Source organism: Elizabethkingia miricola (genome assembly GCF_001675285.1).
Classification (GTDB): Bacteria; Bacteroidota; Bacteroidia; order Flavobacteriales; family Weeksellaceae; genus Elizabethkingia; species Elizabethkingia miricola.
Genome location: NZ_LSGQ01000030.1, coordinates 588,993 through 606,835, shown reverse-complemented (window position 1 = coordinate 606,835; position 17,843 = coordinate 588,993). Strand labels below are relative to the sequence as shown.

Annotated in this window: 16 protein-coding genes; 3 read left to right on the top strand and 13 right to left on the bottom strand. The window is 36.2% G+C overall.

What is annotated here, in order from left to right; genetic code table 11:
• Positions 1-33: 33 nt before the first annotated feature.
• The 9 genes from murG to mraZ are packed head-to-tail and all read right to left on the bottom strand — an operon-like array spanning position 34 to position 10,169.
• Positions 34-1,149: an undecaprenyldiphospho-muramoylpentapeptide beta-N-acetylglucosaminyltransferase gene (gene murG / locus ATE49_RS17260; RefSeq protein ID WP_065083093.1), complete on the bottom strand. Its 1,116-nt coding sequence runs from the start codon at positions 1,147-1,149 to the stop codon at positions 34-36.
• A complete protein-coding gene (locus ATE49_RS17255) occupies positions 1,136-2,362 on the bottom strand; it encodes an FtsW/RodA/SpoVE family cell cycle protein (RefSeq protein ID WP_059156210.1) in 1,227 nt (408 codons plus the stop codon). The genes murG and ATE49_RS17255 overlap by 14 nt, the downstream gene beginning before the upstream one ends.
• Before the next feature lie 11 nt (positions 2,363-2,373).
• On the bottom strand, positions 2,374-3,720 hold the full coding sequence (murD, locus tag ATE49_RS17250; RefSeq protein WP_165689187.1) for a UDP-N-acetylmuramoyl-L-alanine--D-glutamate ligase: 1,347 nt from the start codon (positions 3,718-3,720) through the stop codon (positions 2,374-2,376).
• Between the two features lie 34 nt (positions 3,721-3,754).
• On the bottom strand, positions 3,755-4,984 hold the full coding sequence (gene mraY, locus ATE49_RS17245) for a phospho-N-acetylmuramoyl-pentapeptide-transferase (RefSeq protein ID WP_009090276.1): 1,230 nt from the start codon (positions 4,982-4,984) through the stop codon (positions 3,755-3,757).
• A gap of 7 nt (positions 4,985-4,991) precedes the next feature.
• Entirely contained in the window at positions 4,992-6,452 is a 1,461-nt protein-coding gene (locus ATE49_RS17240) for a UDP-N-acetylmuramoyl-L-alanyl-D-glutamate--2,6-diaminopimelate ligase (protein WP_065083092.1), read from the bottom strand.
• The gene (locus ATE49_RS17235; protein ID WP_059156207.1) at positions 6,452-8,446 is read right to left on the bottom strand and encodes a penicillin-binding protein; all 1,995 of its coding nucleotides are present in this window, start codon (positions 8,444-8,446) and stop codon (positions 6,452-6,454) included. The genes ATE49_RS17240 and ATE49_RS17235 overlap by 1 nt, the downstream gene beginning before the upstream one ends.
• Positions 8,427-8,798, bottom strand: coding sequence for an FtsL-like putative cell division protein (locus ATE49_RS17230; protein ID WP_009090270.1), 372 nt, complete (start codon positions 8,796-8,798; stop codon positions 8,427-8,429). The genes ATE49_RS17235 and ATE49_RS17230 overlap by 20 nt, the downstream gene beginning before the upstream one ends.
• 20 nt (positions 8,799-8,818) lie before the next feature.
• Entirely contained in the window at positions 8,819-9,712 is an 894-nt protein-coding gene (gene rsmH, locus ATE49_RS17225; RefSeq protein WP_059345869.1) for a 16S rRNA (cytosine(1402)-N(4))-methyltransferase RsmH, read from the bottom strand.
• The gene (mraZ, locus tag ATE49_RS17220; protein ID WP_034870854.1) at positions 9,702-10,169 is read right to left on the bottom strand and encodes a division/cell wall cluster transcriptional repressor MraZ; all 468 of its coding nucleotides are present in this window, start codon (positions 10,167-10,169) and stop codon (positions 9,702-9,704) included. Before mraZ ends, rsmH begins: the two co-directional genes overlap by 11 nt.
• A gap of 274 nt (positions 10,170-10,443) precedes the next feature.
• On the opposite strand from mraZ, the gene ATE49_RS17215 reads away from it, so the two are divergent.
• The 3 genes from ATE49_RS17215 to ATE49_RS17205 are packed head-to-tail and all read left to right on the top strand — an operon-like array spanning position 10,444 to position 12,281.
• Positions 10,444-11,205: an alpha/beta fold hydrolase gene (locus ATE49_RS17215; RefSeq protein WP_065083091.1), complete on the top strand. Its 762-nt coding sequence runs from the start codon at positions 10,444-10,446 to the stop codon at positions 11,203-11,205.
• Positions 11,206-11,823, top strand: a complete 618-nt coding sequence (yihA, locus tag ATE49_RS17210) for a ribosome biogenesis GTP-binding protein YihA/YsxC (protein ID WP_034870852.1) — start codon at positions 11,206-11,208, stop codon at positions 11,821-11,823.
• Entirely contained in the window at positions 11,823-12,281 is a 459-nt protein-coding gene (locus ATE49_RS17205) for a GNAT family N-acetyltransferase (protein ID WP_024568514.1), read from the top strand. Before yihA ends, ATE49_RS17205 begins: the two co-directional genes overlap by 1 nt.
• A 100-nt stretch (positions 12,282-12,381) precedes the next feature.
• Here the strand turns inward: ATE49_RS17205 and msrA are convergent, their stop codons facing one another.
• From msrA to ATE49_RS17185, 4 genes are all read right to left on the bottom strand, one after another.
• Positions 12,382-13,029: a peptide-methionine (S)-S-oxide reductase MsrA gene (msrA, locus tag ATE49_RS17200; RefSeq protein ID WP_024568515.1), complete on the bottom strand. Its 648-nt coding sequence runs from the start codon at positions 13,027-13,029 to the stop codon at positions 12,382-12,384.
• A gap of 142 nt (positions 13,030-13,171) precedes the next feature.
• A complete protein-coding gene (locus tag ATE49_RS17195; protein ID WP_065083090.1) occupies positions 13,172-14,764 on the bottom strand; it encodes an MAC/perforin domain-containing protein in 1,593 nt (530 codons plus the stop codon).
• Between the two features lie 247 nt (positions 14,765-15,011).
• A complete protein-coding gene (locus ATE49_RS17190) occupies positions 15,012-15,632 on the bottom strand; it encodes an HmuY family protein (RefSeq protein WP_065083089.1) in 621 nt (206 codons plus the stop codon).
• A gap of 10 nt (positions 15,633-15,642) precedes the next feature.
• Positions 15,643-17,703, bottom strand: a complete 2,061-nt coding sequence (locus tag ATE49_RS17185) for a TonB-dependent receptor plug domain-containing protein (RefSeq protein ID WP_065083088.1) — start codon at positions 17,701-17,703, stop codon at positions 15,643-15,645.
• Between the last annotated feature and the right edge of the window lie 140 nt (positions 17,704-17,843).

The following is a 17,843-nucleotide window of genomic DNA, read 5'->3' as shown; positions in this document are numbered from 1 at the left end:
ACAAGCTCAGGATGACACTGCTGATTTTATTCTTTATTTATCTTTATATATTTTCAATATTTCATCTACAATTTGCTTTGTAGCTTCTGGCTTTCCAAATTTCTCCAGATTTACCATCATTTCTTTTCTCAGAGCTTCATTTTCACAAATCTGCTCCAGTGTATTCCAGAATTTATCTTTCATTTCTACGTCCTTAACCATAAATGCCGCTTTTTGATCAACCAGACTTTGTGCATTTTTGGTCTGATGATCTTCTGCTGCAGTTGGTAATGGGATCAGTAAGATAGGCTTCACTGCTACTGCAAGCTCAGAAATAGCGATTGCCCCTGCACGGGAAACAATAACATCTGCTGCAGAATAAGCTGTTCCCATATCTTTGATAAATTCATTCAGTGAAATCTGACCTTCAGCTCTACTCAGATTTTGAATTTCCTGATTTTTATTTAGAGCTTCATAATCAAGCTTTCCTGTCTGCCATATCAACTGATAGCCTTTTTCAGTCAGCTTATCCAGATTATCTTTCCAACCGTTATTCAGTGTTCTGGACCCCTGACTTCCTCCTACAGAAAGAATGGTTAATTTATTCTGTAATCCTAATTTTTCTTTTGCTACCTCCGGAGCCAGCTTATCATCTATAATATTCTGACGTATTGGATTTCCAAGAAATTTCACTTCTGTATTTGGAAAGAAACTTTCCATTCCAGGATAAGCAGTAAATACTGCTTTAGCCTTTTTCGACAGAATTTTATTAGTAACTCCAGGAAAAGAGTTTTGCTCCTGAATAAATGTAGGAACTCCTAACTGAGACGCTGCCCATAAAGCGGGTCCACTTGCAAAACCTCCGGTTCCGATAGCAAAATCGGGTTTGAAGTTTCTGATAATTTTCTTTGCTTTAGAAATGCTGCTCAGTAGTCTGAATGGCAGTTTAAAGTTTGATAAAATATTGCCTCTGTCGAAACCTGCAATATCCAGCCCTTCAATTTTAAATCCGGCCTGTGGAACTTTTTCCATTTCCATCTTTCCCAAAGCTCCGATAAACATGAACTCTGCATCCGGAAATCTTTTTTGAATTTCCTGAGCAATAGAAACCGCCGGAAAAATATGTCCTCCGGTTCCTCCTCCGCTTAATAATACTCTAGGCGATGTCATTTATTTCTTCTACTGTTTGTTTTTTACCCATTCCTTCTTCTTCATTAGTCAGAATTCTTGAGCTTACACTTAATATAATTCCTAACTGCAGATAGGTCACCAACATGGATGTACCTCCGTAGCTAATCAGTGGCAATGGCTGCCCTGTAACCGGAATAAGATTTACTGCCACCGCTATGTTTACTGATAGCTGTACAAAAATCATAATTCCTAATGCCAATACCAGCAAAGAACCAAAGAACATTGGAATCTTACTGGCGATCATTACAATCCTTACAATCATAATGAAATATAATGTGATAAGTATTGTGGCACCAATAGCACCATACTCTTCTACAATAATTGCAAAAATAAAATCGGATACGGACTGTGGCAAAGTTTGTTTTAATGCACTTTTACCGGGTCCCATTCCTATAGCCCCACCATGTACTATCGCAGCTTTCGCCTGCATTACCTGATAGTTTTTTGCTTTATCCTCTTCGGTTAAAGCTTCATCTTTTTTCTTGCTAAATGCCTCAATACGGCTCTTCCATGTATGTACACGGTTTCCGCCAATAAGATTAGTATTGAGAGCAACTACAAGGAAGATTCCTGCAAATATTCCCAAAGCTCCGGAGAAGCCTATAATATACTTCAGCGGAAGCCTTCCCAGTGCCATAACGATTAAAGACACAAACATGATCATTAATGCTGTGGAACCATTATCCTTTGCTACAAGACCAAACACCAATAGTGTAGGTCCGAACAGGTAAATAATATTCTCTATTGGCAACCTTTCTCTGGTGATCTTTTTTGTCAGATATCTGCAGATATATATGATTAGCATTAAATAAGCAAATGTAGACGGCTGGAAAGATATTGGCGTACCAGGTATCTTTAACCAACGAGATGCACTGGCTCCATCAATTTTCTGCCCCGTAAATGTGGTTAGTAACAATAGAAAAACGGTAACTCCGAGTAAAATACTACTCAGCTTTCCGATATATTCATACTTGACAACCCCTACAAGACGCATAATTCCTAATCCCAGAAGTACAAAGAAAATATGCTTGATTACGTGACCGGTTGTAGTACCATTATTCACAATATATTCCAGGTTAGAACTGGCTGAATACACCGGAAATATGGAAAAAATGGAAATCAAAATGATAACCATCCAAAGGACTTTATCTCCCTTCAGAAATTCAAATTTGTTATCGTTATTATTTTCCATTTTACGTTTGCTTAATCTTCTTTTACTTCTTCTCCTTCTAATACATACTTTTTGAACTGATCTCCACGATCTTCGTAGCTTTTGAATAAATCGAAGCTTGAACAACATGGTGCCAGTAATACAGTATCGCCCGGTTCAGCAATGCTTTTACAAAGCTTTACACATTCTTCCATGCTAGAGGTTTCAAAAATCAAATCCTTTTTGTTTCTGAAAAACTGAATGATCTTTTCATTATCCAATCCCAGACATACGATGGCACGAACTTTCTTCTTTACCAGATCTTCAATTTCTGTATAGTCATTTCCTTTATCTATTCCACCAACAATCCATATTGCAGGATATTTCACACTTTCCAGTGCATAATATGCAGCATTTACATTGGTTGCCTTACTGTCATTGATGTATTTCACATCATTAATAACTGCAACCTGCTCCAATCTGTGCGGAACAGCCTGAAATGTCATCAGACTATTGCGGATACTTTCATTACTAATATTTAGCAGTTTACCTGCTATACTTGCCGCTAAACTATTGGCAACATTATGGTTTCCTACAAGTGAAAGATCAGAAATTTTCATTCTGAAGTCGTCTTGAAGTTTAATGACTAATTCATTGTCAACTGAATAACCACCTTCACTTAGCTTCTCTTTCATAGAGAAAGGAATCATTGTAGCATTAATCTCCAGAGACTGCAGAATTTTCTGGCTCATTTCATCATCTTTATTGTAGATGAAATAATTATCATTTTCCTGATTTTCTGCAATTCTGAATTTTGCTAATGCGTATTCTTCATAATTGTAGTTATACTGGTCTAAATGATCCTGAGACAGATTCAGAAGCAAACTGATATATGGTCTAAAATTCTGAATATCGTCCAACTGGAAGCTACTTACCTCAAGTACATAATAGTCAAAATCCTCAGTTGCTACCTGGTAAGCAAAGCTTTTTCCAATATTTCCGCCTAGTCCTACATTATATCCGTCATTTTTCAGGATATGATAGATTAGAGACGTAGTAGTGGTCTTACCATTACTTCCGGTAACTGCAATTATTTTAGCATCAGTGAAGTGATAAGCAAATTCCAACTCTGAAGAAAGCCTAATACCTTTCTGATGAATTTTGCCTACGATTTCGGCTTTCTTAGGTATTCCCGGACTTTTAATAATCCAGTCTGCCTGTAATATCCGATCTTCATCATGGCTTCCCTCCTCGAAATCTATTGCATTATCGAGAAGTATTTTTTTATAATTATCTCTTATAGATCCTTGATCTGATAAAAAAACATCCAGACCCTTTTTCTTAGCCAGAAAGGCAGCACCAACGCCGCTTTCACCGCCACCCAGGATAACAATTTTCATCCTTCCGCTCTGGATCTCTGCATGCTTTTCCATTTTATCTTACTTTTAGTGTAATTAGACAAATAACCGCCAGCATAATTCCTATAATCATAAATCTATTCACGATTTTAGATTCGTGATAAGATTTTTTCTGATAATGGTGATGTAATGGAGACATCAGGAAAATTCTTTTTCCTTCTCCAAATTTCTTCTTCGTATATTTAAAATAAGCCACCTGAAGCATTACAGATACAAGTTCTATTAAGAACACTCCGCAAAGCACAGGTATTAATAATTCTTTTCTAAGGATAATAGCCAATACTGCAATTACGCCACCTAACATAAGACTTCCTGTATCTCCCATAAAGACCTGAGCCGGATAAGTATTGTACCAGTAGAAACCAATAACTGCTCCCACCATTGCAATCGCAAATATGGTTGTTTCTCCCATATTCGGAAGGAACATAATATTGAGATAATCCGCGAAGACAATATTCCCCGACAAATAGGCAAAGAATGCCAGCGTGGACAATATTATGGCACTGGTACCTGCTGCAAGCCCATCGATACCATCGGTAATATTGGCACCATTAGATACTGCTGTTACAATAAATATAACTACCGGAATGAAAACAACCCATGCCCACTCCTGTGCCTGAGCATCATCCATCCAGAATAAAATTTTGCTGTAATCAAACTCATTGTTTTTCGCAAATGGCACTGTAGATACAACTGCCTTTTCTGGCGGTGCAAAGTTTTTCTCAATATTCTGTCTGTTCTCCGGTGATGCATTGGCATATTTACGCTGAACAGTAATATCTGAATGGAAATACATGGTAACACCTACAATAAGGCCAAGTCCTACCTGTCCTATTACTTTGAAAATACCTCGAAGTCCGTCTTTATTTTTCTTTACTTTTTTCAAATAGTCATCCAGAAAACCAATTGCTCCCATCCAAACCATAGAAACAATAAGCAAAACGATGTACACATTCCATACACGTGTAAACAATAATACAGGAACAATCGTGGCTAGAATTATAATAAGTCCACCCATTGTAGGAGTCCCTTCTTTTTGCTTCTGTCCCTCCAGACCTAAATCTCTTACCAATTCCCCCATTTGCTTTCTGCGTAAAAAGTTGATGATTCTTTTTCCGTAGATCATAGCTATCGCCAGGGACATTAAAATAGACAACCCTGCTCTGAAGGAAATATACTTCAGCAAATTCATACCTGGAATGTGAATTCCGTGCGCGGTTAAGTATTCGTATAGATAGTATAACATAGGTTTTCTATTTTCCCATTATGGTTAGTAATTCCTGTATCGTCTCTTTATCGTCAAAATGATGTTTTACACCATTAATTTCCTGATAATCTTCATGTCCTTTTCCTGCTACCAGCACAATATCTCCGCCTTCAGCAAATTTTATAGACATTTTAATCGCTTCTTTTCTATCCGGGACCGAAAGATATTTGCTGTAGTTCTGCGGCTGAACTCCGGCTTCTATTTCTTTGATAATAGCTAACGGATCTTCTGTTCTCGGATTATCTGATGTGATAATAGCCAATGTTGCATTTTTCGATGCAATATCACCCATTTCCGGTCTTTTGGAATGGTCCCTGTCTCCACCGCAACCAAAAACACAAATCAGTCTTTCATTTTTGGTTCTGATATCGTTGATGGTGTTCAAAACATTTTCAAGCGCATCCGGAGTATGTGCATAATCCACAACAAAGAAGATTCCTGTTCTGGATTTCAGGGTTTCAAAGCGCCCCTTTACTCTTTTCAGCAGACTTACAGCTCTTAGTATTTCACCCTCTTCAATACCCAGTTCAACAGCGATTCCGAATACCAATAAAAGGTTATATACATTAAACCTTCCTGTAAGGCTCGTCCAGAATTCTTTACCATTGAAGTTTAACAACATTCCGTTAAAGTCAGATTCAAGAATTTTACCATGGTAATCTGCAAGTGTTTTCAAAGCATAAGTTTTCTTCTTTGCTTTGGTATTCTGCAGCATTACCATTCCGTTCTTATCGTCTATATTGGTAATAGCAACAGCTGTATCTGGAAGGTTATCGAAATATGATTTCTTCACATTCAGATACTCCAGAAAAGTCTTGTGGTAGTCTAAATGATCATGGCTAATATTAGTAAATCCTGCAATTTTAAAATGCAGTCCCTCTGTTCTGTGCTGGTGAATACCATGTGAGCTTACTTCCATAAAAGCATATTCACAATCTTCATATACAGCTTCTGACAGAAGTTCATTCAGCGTTATCACGTCTGGTGTTGTGTGAGTCGATGGGATAACCTTTTCTCCAATACGATTCTCAACAGTAGATATCAGTGCACATTCATGCCCCAATTGAGTAAACACATCAAATAATAATGTTGTTACAGAAGTTTTTCCATTGGTTCCGGTAACTCCGATAAGGTTTAATTTCTCCGATGGATTACCATAAAAATTGCTTGCCAGATGACCTAAAGCAACAGCTGTATCTTTAACCTGAATATAGGTTACATTTTCTTTCTTATCGGACGGAATTTCTTCACAAACAATAACGTTAGCTCCTTTCTCTATTGCAGCATTTATAAACTGATGTCCATCCGCTACTACCCCCTTCATTGCTACATACATAGCACTATCTATTGCTTTTCTTGAATCAAAAACAATCTTTGAAATCTCACGGGAAAGTTCTCCCTGAGAATTTAAAACGGATATTCTATGTAATACTTTTTCTAATAACATTAATTCTGAAGACTTAAATAAATTTTCTGATTCCCGTTAATCTTTGTTCCTTCTGCCGGAAATTGCTCTAATACTTTTCCAGCACCTTTATATTCAACACGATAACCTAAATTTTCCAACTGCGGGATTACATTCCGTCCCATCAATCCTACCAAATTTGGCATCTTGTTACTATCTACGCTTACTTTCCGTGTTGGTTCAATCATTCTGCTCATATCCACCTTCTTATTCACCAACATTTCCTTGTTTACATTCAGCGGTGTCTTAAGGAATATTTTTCCTGCAATTTCTTTAAAAGCAGGGGCCGCCACTCTTGCTCCATAAAAGCCTTTTGAGTTATCCGGCTGGTTAATCACCACGATACATGTATACTTAGGATTATCCGCAGGGAAATATCCTGCAAACGATGCTATATACTTCATTGGTCCCGGCTTCCAGTATTCAAAACGAGCAGTTCCTGTTTTTCCTGCAATCTTTAGATTTGGTGTATAGATACTTTTTGCAGTACCTTTTTCTACAGCCTTTGTCAAAGAATGCGTCATCATTTCTATCGCTTTATCAGAAGCCATTTTCTGAACCATTACTTCAGGTTTAGCCTCATAAACGACTTTTCCTTCTTTCATGATCTTATCAATGAATAATGGTTTTACCATCTTTCCTTTATTGGCAACACCATTATAGAAAGTTGTAAGCTGTAATTGGTTTACATTAACACCATATCCGAAGGCAATAGAAGCCAAAGCTCCTTTTGACCATCTTTTATTGGCAGGTGTAAGAACACGAGGTCTTGTTACACCAGGAAGCTCAATATTCATTTTTTCGTACAGCTTCCATTTTTTAAGGTGATCAAATAAAATCTGAGGATTATCTGCATAATGAGAAGTAATCACTTTTGCTGCACCAATATTACTAGATTGCGCCATAATATCACTGATATCGTAAACACCACCGGAATGGCTATCTGTAATCCTTTGCCCGGCATATGTCCACTCTATACCTCCAATATTTATTTTTGTATTCTCATCTACAAATCCATCATCCATTGCAGCCAGCAATGTTACCGTTTTCCAAATAGATCCCGGCTCTGTAGCATCTTTTATTGCGTAGTTATATGCATCTACATATATACCAGGTTCCGTTCTGCGAAGGTTCACCATCGCTCTCACCTTACCTGTTTCGGTCTCCATTACAATAACACTTCCATGATCCGCATCAAACTCTACCAATTGTTTTTCCAATGCCGAATGTGCAATATCCTGTACACGAAGATCCAATGTTGTATAGACATCCATTCCGTTTACAGGTTCCTTTACCTTCCAGAAGTCAATTGGCTTCCATTGGGTAGAGTTAATTCTTTGTTCTAAACGGGTTCCGTCAGTACCTGTAAGGAATTTACTAAAAGCGCCCTCAAATCCTGATTTTGCTCCGTCGCGGTCCATTCCTATAGTTCCCGATCCAATCTGAGCCGTAGCAATTTCTCTACGATATTCGCGATCTACAATAAATCCACCTTTATTTTTTCCTCTGTTAAAAATCGGAAACTTGCGAATTCTGTCATATTGATCGAAATCAAGTCCCTTTACCAAAGGATAATACTGATTTTCGGATTTTTTCTGCTGATCCAGTCTTTGCCTAAAATAAGAAGCGGGCTTACCAAACATGGCGCCCAAAGAATCCGACAATTTACCTGCGTTATTTTTATATATGGTATCCCGCATGGTTTTGAAGTCAAGATAAATATCATAGCGCATTACTGTTGTCGCCAGAATAGAACCATCCGAAGCAAAAAGATTCCCCCGAGCAGCCTTTAATGTTGCTTCCCGGTAATTCTTATTAATAATGTTGTCTTTATACTCCTCAACATTTGTATTCTGAAGAATGATAATCCTGGCAACAAATACAACAAAAGTCAATAGGGCTACACCAACAAAGGCATATCCCCAAAAAAGCATCTTGCTTCTTTTTTCATTGTATTCACTTCCTTTTCTTACCATCAATTGAATCCATTTTTATTAAAAGTTTAGTCGGATGACTCTCCAACGTCATTAATGAATCCTTTCCCATTTCTTTGCTAAGCTCTGATTCCATTTTGATATGGATCAGTCTGCTCTGTGCATAAGCATTTCTGGATTTGTATTCTTCACTTTGTTCTTTAAGGCCGTTAACAATTTCTATTTTCTGGTTTACCAAGTGGTTAGAATAAATCATCACCATCATCAGTATAAAAACCAGTGTAAAATATTTATAATGTTCTTTTACTTCATCCCTATTAAGGAAATTCCCCTTCACAACATCTATGAAGGTTAATCGTTTCCTTTGCTTAGGCGTTGAAGCTTTTTTAGCCATTAATATTGTGTTTTTTTATCTTAAACCTTAGCTCCTATTCTCAGTTTTGCGCTTCTCGCACGAGAGTTTTCTTCAATCTCCTCTTCTGTCGGAACAATTGCTTTGTTCTTCAGGAGTTCGAAAGATTTTTTATAATTCCCGTAAATATCTCTTTCAGGCTCCCCTTCAAACATTCCATTTTTCAAGAAACGTTTAACAAGTCTGTCTTCCAGTGAATGATAGGATATTACAGAAAGTCTGCCTTCAGGCTTTAAAACTCTGTAAGATTGTTCCAACATTTCTTTCAGCACCTCTAGCTCCTGATTCACCTCTATTCTTATAGCCTGAAAAATCTGAGCAAAAAATTTATTGCTCTTATGTGTCGGGATATAAAAGAAGACTTTCTTCAGATCTTCCGTTGTTTTAATCTCTCCTTTTTTACGAGCTGCCACCAATTCTCTTGCAAGCTTTCTGGCATCACGCAATTCTCCATAGAGATAAAAAATATCCGCCAACTGCTCCTCTTCATATTCGTTCACTACTTTCTTGGCATCCAGGCCCTGCATAGTGTTCATTCTCATATCCAAAGGTCCGTCTGTCCGTATAGAGAATCCTCTGTCTGCCTCATCGAACTGATGAGAAGAAACACCAAGATCCGCCAAAACACCATCAACCTGGCTTACACCATACATTAACAAACTATTTTCGAGGAAACGAAAATTTTGATTTACCAGCGTAAATCTTTCATCATTTATTTTATTCTCAAGAGCATCCAGATCCTGATCAAAGGAATATAAACGCCCTTTGTCGGAGAGTCTGGAAAGAATCTCCCGTGAATGACCTCCTCCTCCAAAAGTGCAATCTACATAGATTCCGTCCGGATTAGTAATAAGGCCACTGACACTTTCATCTAATAATACTGGGTTATGATACATCTTCTGGATTTATTGATCCCATTACTTCTTCCGCTAATGCTGCAAAATCAACATCATTTGTTGAAATTACCTGCTCGTACGTTTCTTTGTCCCAAATCTCGAAAAGCTCTCCGGCACTCGTAACCACAACATCTTTCTTAAGACCTGAATACTGTACCAAGTCTTTAGAAATCTGTAACCTGCCTGCATTATCCACCTCCACTGTTTTTACACCAGCCGTAAACATTCTGATAAAATCTGCGTTTTTCTTTACAAATCGGTTAAGACTATTAATTTTGACCATTAATTTTTCCCAACCACTCATCGGATACACTTCAAGACATGACTGAAAAACAGATCGCTTAACAACAAACGGCTGGTCAGCAAAATTCTCCATTTGCTTCACCAGCGACGCAGGTACTTTCAAGCGGCCTTTATCGTCAATTTTACACTCATATGTCCCGATGAAATTATTCATTTGGGACAAATTTATACAAATATTTCCACTTTTTACCACTTCATACCACTATTTTGTTTATTGTGGATAACTTTTGATTTCCAAAATTTTAACGAATCTCCTGTGTTTTCTAATATTTTGGTTTATAACAGTTTATCATATATTTTTATTTTTTTTCATAAAAAGAGATCTGATTGATATTAAAATTTTGTAATTTCTGACATATTAATCAACTTTACCTCTAATCAAGACTTGATTTTTTCGTATTTTTGCAGGGTTTAGGCAACATATAATTATGATTTTTAAAACAAAAAAAGAGAAGAAATTCACCTATATGGAAGCAGGAGAAGGATATCCTATGGTGCTGTTGCACGGATTAATGGGTGGTTTGAGCAATTTCGATGAAATGTCAGCATACTTCTCGGAAAAAGGATTTAAAGTATTCGTACCACAACTTCCTATTTATGATTTGCCTGTTTTAAATACTAATCTTACAAGTATATCTAAATATGTAATCCGTTTTATAGAAGAACATATTAAAGCCCCGGTAACTCTTGTGGGGAACTCTATGGGCGGACATGTAGGACTTATAACAGCACTAGCAAGACCAGATCTTGTTAAACATCTTGTTCTTACAGGGAGTTCAGGATTATATGAGCGTACTTTCGGTGATTCTTTTCCAAGAAAAAGCGATAAAACTTATATCAAAAGAAAAACAGAAGAAGTATTCTTCAACCCTGAAGTGGCAACAGATGAACTTGTGGACGAAGTTTTTGCCGTGGTGAATGACAGAATGAAAGGTATAAAAACAGTTATGCTTGCCAGAAGTGCCATTAAACACAATATGCAGAATGATCTTCCGGATATTAAATGTCCAACATGTATTATCTGGGGTAAGCAGGACAATGTTACTCCACCTGAGGTAGCAGAAGAAATGCATAAAGAAATACCAAACTCTGATCTTTTCTGGATCGATGAATGCGGCCACGCTGCCATGATGGAAAAGCCAAAAGAGTTTAGTGATATATTGTATAACTGGTTAAAAGACAAAATATAAATGCTGATAAAATCAGTTGACTTTGTAAAAAGTAGCAGCAAATGGCAGGAGTGCCCTGAAGCTAATCTTCCGGAATACGCATTTATCGGAAGATCCAATGTGGGAAAATCTTCTCTCATCAATGCGATGATGGATAGAAAGGACCTTGCAAAAACCTCACAGACTCCCGGAAAAACACAGCTTATCAATCATTTTCTTGTAAATGAGACCTGGTATCTTACCGATTTACCTGGTTATGGATATGCAAAAGTATCGAAGACTCTTCGTAAAAGTTTTGAAAAACTAATCACCAATTATATCCTAAACCGTAATAATCTGGTGAATCTATTTGTATTGGTAGACATTCGCCATGCTCCTCAGAAAATTGACATCGAATTTATGCAGTGGTGTGGTGAATCCGGAATTCCGTTTTCTATCATATTTACTAAGGCGGACAAGCTAAAACCCAAAGCTATTGAAAACCATGTAAAAGCATATCACGATGAGCTTTTACAATTCTGGGAAGAACTGCCGCAATCTTATATCACTTCTGCTGAGAAAAAAGAAGGTGGAGATGCTATTCTTGATTTCATTGGAGAGACTAATATTATTTTAGAAAAAAATAAGGTGAAGTTTTAATGGAAATTCCTGTCTGGAAAGTAAAAGCTTTTGAAGAGCTTACAACAACCGAATTATATCAAATCCTTCTGCTGAGAGCAGAAGTTTTTGTTGTGGAACAGAATTGCCCGTACCAGGATGTAGATAACACAGATCAGAAAGCATTGCATTTGTGGGCAGAAATGGGTGGTAAAGTTGTTGCCTACTGCAGAATGTTTGATCAGGGAATAAAGTATCCTGAAAGCAGTATCGGCAGAGTTGTTACTCATCCGGAATATCGCAGCCACAAGCTGGGAAGACCCTTGCTAAATCTGACTCTGGAAACTATTAAAAACAGATACGCCAATCCTGATATCAGAATCAGTGCACAAAATTATCTATTAAAGTTCTATGGAAGCCTTGGCTTCGAACCTGTGGGAGAAAGCTATCTTGAAGATAATATTCCCCATACTGAAATGCTAAGAAAGCATTCTTTATAGCTTTACATCTAAAGAAGAGAAGATTTAAATTTCTCAATAGACATAAAAAAACAGTAAGAAGCATTTTGTTTCTTACTGTTTTTTTATGGTTAATAAATACTTAGTTTTCTTCGGATTTTAACCAACCCTTTTCACCAAAGTATTTTTTGAACTTCTGAATTTTAGGGCCTACAACAGCGCTACAGTAAGGCTGATTTGGATTCTCTTTATAATAGCCCTGATGGTAAGCTTCTGCCGGCCAGAATTTTTCAAACGGAACAACTTGCGTTACATATTTACCGTTCCATTGTTGTTTAGCCTCAGATTCTTTTAAAGCCTCTTCTGTTTCTTTTTTCTGCTCTTCACTGTTATAGAATACTACAGATCTGTACTGTGTCCCTATATCATTTCCTTGTCTGTTTAGCTGTGTCGGATCATGAAGAAATAAGAATACCTCCATCAGTTGCTTGTAGCTGATTACCGCAGGGTCATAAGCTATCTGTACAACCTCAGCATGTCCTGTATCTCCGGTACAAACTTCTTCATAGGTAGGATTCGCTTTATGCCCGCCGGAATAGCCTGAGATAACAGAGTCTACCCCTTTTAACATATTAAAGCATGATTCAACACACCAAAAACAACCACCTCCAATGGTTGCATACGCTAATTTATTTTCCATTTTATTTTGCTTAACCGTGCTCTTCCTCTTCTCCTGCCCCTGACAGGAAACTAATAGTAAACTAAGAATAAGGAAAAATACTTTTTTCATAATCTTATACGAAGTTAGTTATTTCTCAGATTATTATCTATTAGTTTTTATCAATTGCTTTATCAAAAAAAAGCCAACCGGAATCCGGCTGGCCAAAAGTAAAGTAAAAAAACAAACTATTTAATTTATGGTGTATTAAATATTATAGCCCAACGATAGTGTATTGCCCTAGTTCTTGTGATGTTATTTGCACTGAGGGCAAGCCATTAACCCAAGATCTAATACCATAGGTATCTAATATATAGTCATCATGAATTGCATAAGCAAACTTTTTATTATCACGATTAGTAGAAAGAATATAGGTTATATTATTATTAGCATTGACATATTTTTTTGCATTATTCTCGTCAAATTTAAATTGCACAAAGGGATATCCTTTATACTCACTTAATCCATCACAATCGCCAACATATCCACAATCTCCTGTAAAAACCCTTACATCATATTTTATTTTATAAATATCTTTTAATTTATTCTTGACGATTTCTCCAATCTTTATTATTTTCCAGCCCCAATTCTCACCTCTATTATGATCAAAGAGAGTACCTAAACCTGCTTTCCCTAACGTTGGATGAATTGGTAAATCCTCATTTTCTAATAACTTATCTATATCTAAGATAATACAATCTCCAAATCTGGTATAAAGCATTGCAACTGCTCTCATTTGATCTGGTTCTCCAAGATAACACTCAAAACAATAGTGAGAGCGAATAATAATAGCAGGTTCTTGCAACTTTCTTTCTTTCATACGACCAGTTAAATAATAATCATAAGCATTCTTAAAATTATCTTCTAGCAAATACTCGGAAAGCAAACTTAATCCGTTATCATCTATTTCAACCAATGTATGAGTTTTTTTATCATTTAAGGAAGCAGCCCAACCTGATAAATTTATATCTACATCATTAATATTTTTGGGAATAGTAAATCCACTAAAGCCGTAGCCGCCACCAAGAGTTTTAACAGAAGTTTCCATTTGGGATATTTCGTTAGAAATATTTGTATTATCACTATTTTTCCTGCCTATATTAATATCTAGGGTTGATTTATTATCATCTTTTTCATCTCTTTTCTTCTTCAATTCAAATGAGGCCCAAATATTTCTTTCCATTTCTCTTTCCTTTTCCTCAATTGTTGTCGATTTATTATATAAACCCGTAAACAAAGCAGTTGCTTTCCCTCCAGAAAAGAATTTGGTTAGAATAAATGGTCCAAAATTATTTACAACATCGGTATATGAACTATTATAAAGTTCATTAACAAAATCACGATGCAAATATTTTTCAGCTATTTCTTTATCAAAAGAACCATTTCTTAGTCTATAAGAATTAGCTAAGATTGATACATTTAATTCTCCGAAAACACGTTTATTCTCTTCAACTTTAGTTTTTGTAAAGATTTCAGTCAATGTCTTTTTAGAACCTATACTAAATACCAGAAGATTAAGCTTAAACCCAGAACTAACCTTTCTTGTTATAGAGGATTTACTTTCATAACGATCAAAACTGGTAAAAGCAAAAGATTTCGGGTCACTTTTCCCTATATCAGTAATTTGAAAAAGGTTTGGGTTCAGTGCATATAACTTTTCAATATCTATAATAGGAAAAGAAACATTTGTTGGATCTGCAATAGGAATATCCTGAATTTTATATGATCTCCCCAAATAATATTGTAATTCAAGAGGTTGATTAGGAATAGCTCTTGTGCCAGCCATAGCCTGAGCAGAAGATTTCATACCTTTATTACTGAGAGTTAGTAGAGAATTAGAATCTCTTTCTTGAAGAATTATTGTTCCTAAATCTATATTTTGTTTTTCTTTATTACTACTAAAAGCATTATCTTCAGATCTACACCCTATGAAAATTAAGGAACAAACAATAAAATAAGTAATTTTTTTTTTTCATATATAATTATTTTGATTGATTTGGAGTTATATATAAATCTTTGGAAGATTTTAATTTCATCTCCCAAAGATTAAATAGTTATTTGCTGAAAGTTTTACTTCCGTCAGTTTGTAAAGCGAATTTAAAGTTATAGTATGCTGAATCATTTGCTGCAGCTGCATCCGAAATAGTAGCTGGCGCCCCTTTATAATAGCTTGTAATTTGTATTTTTGCATATTTACCATCTCCTGTCTTGATGACAATAATATTTCCTGCAATAGGAGTAATACGTGTATTTGCATAATTATACCATCCTTTATCCGATAATGGCTCTAATGCAAAATCAGCATTAGTCGTTCCGTTATCCGTTTTAAATACCGTATCTTCAGGTGCTGTTTTTACACCATCAAAAGAACTTCCTTTTACAATTGTTGCAGCTCCTTTTCCTTTTCTTATTTTCCCACCGTTAATAATAATTTTCGTTCCGCTAAAACCTATATCCCACTTATCTGTATCCTGTTCTGTAGTGGCAATGACTTTATTTTCACGAAGGCTATACAAAGTATAATTAGCTCTGTCAGTTGCATTTACATCTTTCACTTCCTGAGTTTTAACGGTTGCGGATGGGTTTACTGGTGCTGGTTCAGAGCCTCTGTCATTACTGGAACATGATGCCAGTGATAGTAATCCGATTGCTGTAGTAAAAAGTAATTTTTTCATATATAATATATTAATAAGTTATTTTAAAGCTCACCCATAGTAATCTTCCGGCAAACTCTGGGTTAAATTGTATATTTTTGAAATTCGTGATATTATCAGAACCTATGCTGATATGATAGTTTTTGAAAATCTTCTTTCCTAGTGAAGCGTTGAGTAAGAAATAACCTGGTGCCATTTCGGATTTATTATTGATAATTCCGTTGCCGTCTTTATCTGCAAAGCCATATTCGCCTCTATAGATTCCTCTTACATTGAAGAACCAGCCATTTTTGTCCTCATAAAATAGCTTAGCATTGAAAGTATGTTTACTTCTTCCCGGAATACCATAGTAATCTCCGGGGCCTAATATGATATAGTTTCCTCTGTCATTATTCCCACCTAATTGTCCGGCTTTTATACGGTCTAATACATCTTTATCTTTTGCCTCAAGGTATTGATAACCTCCCGCAAGCGTAAAATTGTTCAGGAAACTTACAGACAACTCTGTTTCTATTCCCTGAGTAAAGACTTTGTTAAAGTTCTGATAAGAGAAAACACTCTGTCCGTTTTCTTTTCTGGCAATAGGGACCGTCTGAATAAGATTGTCAATATCATTACGGAATATATTCACTTTGGCAACTACTCCTTTAGCTGGTTTTAATGTTGCTCCTAAATTATAGGCCCATGAGCTTTCGGGTTTTAGCTCACTAATTTTTGAAGGATCTATAAGTACATTTTCTTGTTTTACAATTCCCTGTGCTATCATTTTGGCCAGTTCTACACCAACCTCCTGTGTTCCTAATACAGAATAACCTACTAAATTATTGGTGAAGTTAAGATAGAGCTGTCTGAAATCCGGAGCCTTAAATCCACGTCCTGCAGAAGCCTGAATACTTAGAAACTTAAAGACCTGTATATCTGTTGCCAACTTTGGACTAAACTGAGATCCGAATACACTGTTGTTATCATAACGGAATCCTGCCTGAATATTCCAACCCTGCATTGGTGTATATGCAATCTGCCCTAATCCATAAAACTGATTTGAAGATTTTCTCTCATTATATCTATTGGCTTCAATATCCTGATAAATAATACCTGCACCTAAAGTGGTCTGCCATTTTTTGCTCCACTTGATATCTGTAAAGTTTTCAGCTTTAACATAACGTTCTCTAAAGTAGGTTTCATCCATCACCTGCCCTCCATCTACAAACTTATACTGAGAATCGTTGTTCGATGCAGACATATAAAGCCTTAATCTGGAAGTCACTTTATCATTTGGTGTCCATGTAGCCTGTGGGGCAATGTTGTAGTCTTTGTTTTTAGAGTAACCATCAACTTTTTGCCCCTGGCTAAGCATCTTACCATCCTGATCGTCATAATAATATCTTGCATACAGGCCAAACTTCCATTTACTATTAGGTGTAAAATTGATATTGGTGGAATAAGTGAAATTTTCGAATGGATTCACTGTTTTCCCATAGCTGTCTGCTCCGGAATTAAGGCTGTAGCCTTCGGAACTATAACGGTTGGCAGATAGGTTTACTGAAAATTTATCTCTTCGGATGTTGATGTCTCCACCAAAATCTATGTTGGTATTGGTCCCGTAGCGCAAGCTTAAACTTCCTGAATCTTTGGTTGCTGTTTCGGTGATGATATTAACCACTCCGGCTAAAGCATCTGATCCATATAGTGAAGAACTGGGTCCCTTTATAATCTCTATTCTCTTAATATTATTTACGGTAATTCTGGAAAGATCCAGAGTTCCCGCAGTCCTTCCGACCAAAGGTTCTCCATTTATAAGTATTAGTGTATATTCACCGGTCATCCCCTGCATTTGCAGGCTTGTACCATGGTTTGGGGTAATAATAAGACCCGTTTGCTCTGCAAGAATATCACTTAATCGTACACTTCCTGACTGCTGAATCTGTTTTTTATCTATAACCTTTATAGGAATAGGAACTTCCTTTACTTTCTGCTCGAAAGTATTTCCGGATACCACAACTTCTTCAATCTCTTTTTCTTTCTCAGATTGTTGTTGAGCACCCACAGCTATAGAAGCTGAAAGACAGAAAAACAAGACAGCTTTTTTCATAATCTTCTTTTGTGCAAAATTATATTTATTTATTCTAAATTAAGACATGAAATTAATCATATTTTATTTAGACTAAATTTAAATAACTTTGGTGTATAAAATTTAACGAAAACAAATAGTTTATATTCAGGCTACTTAAT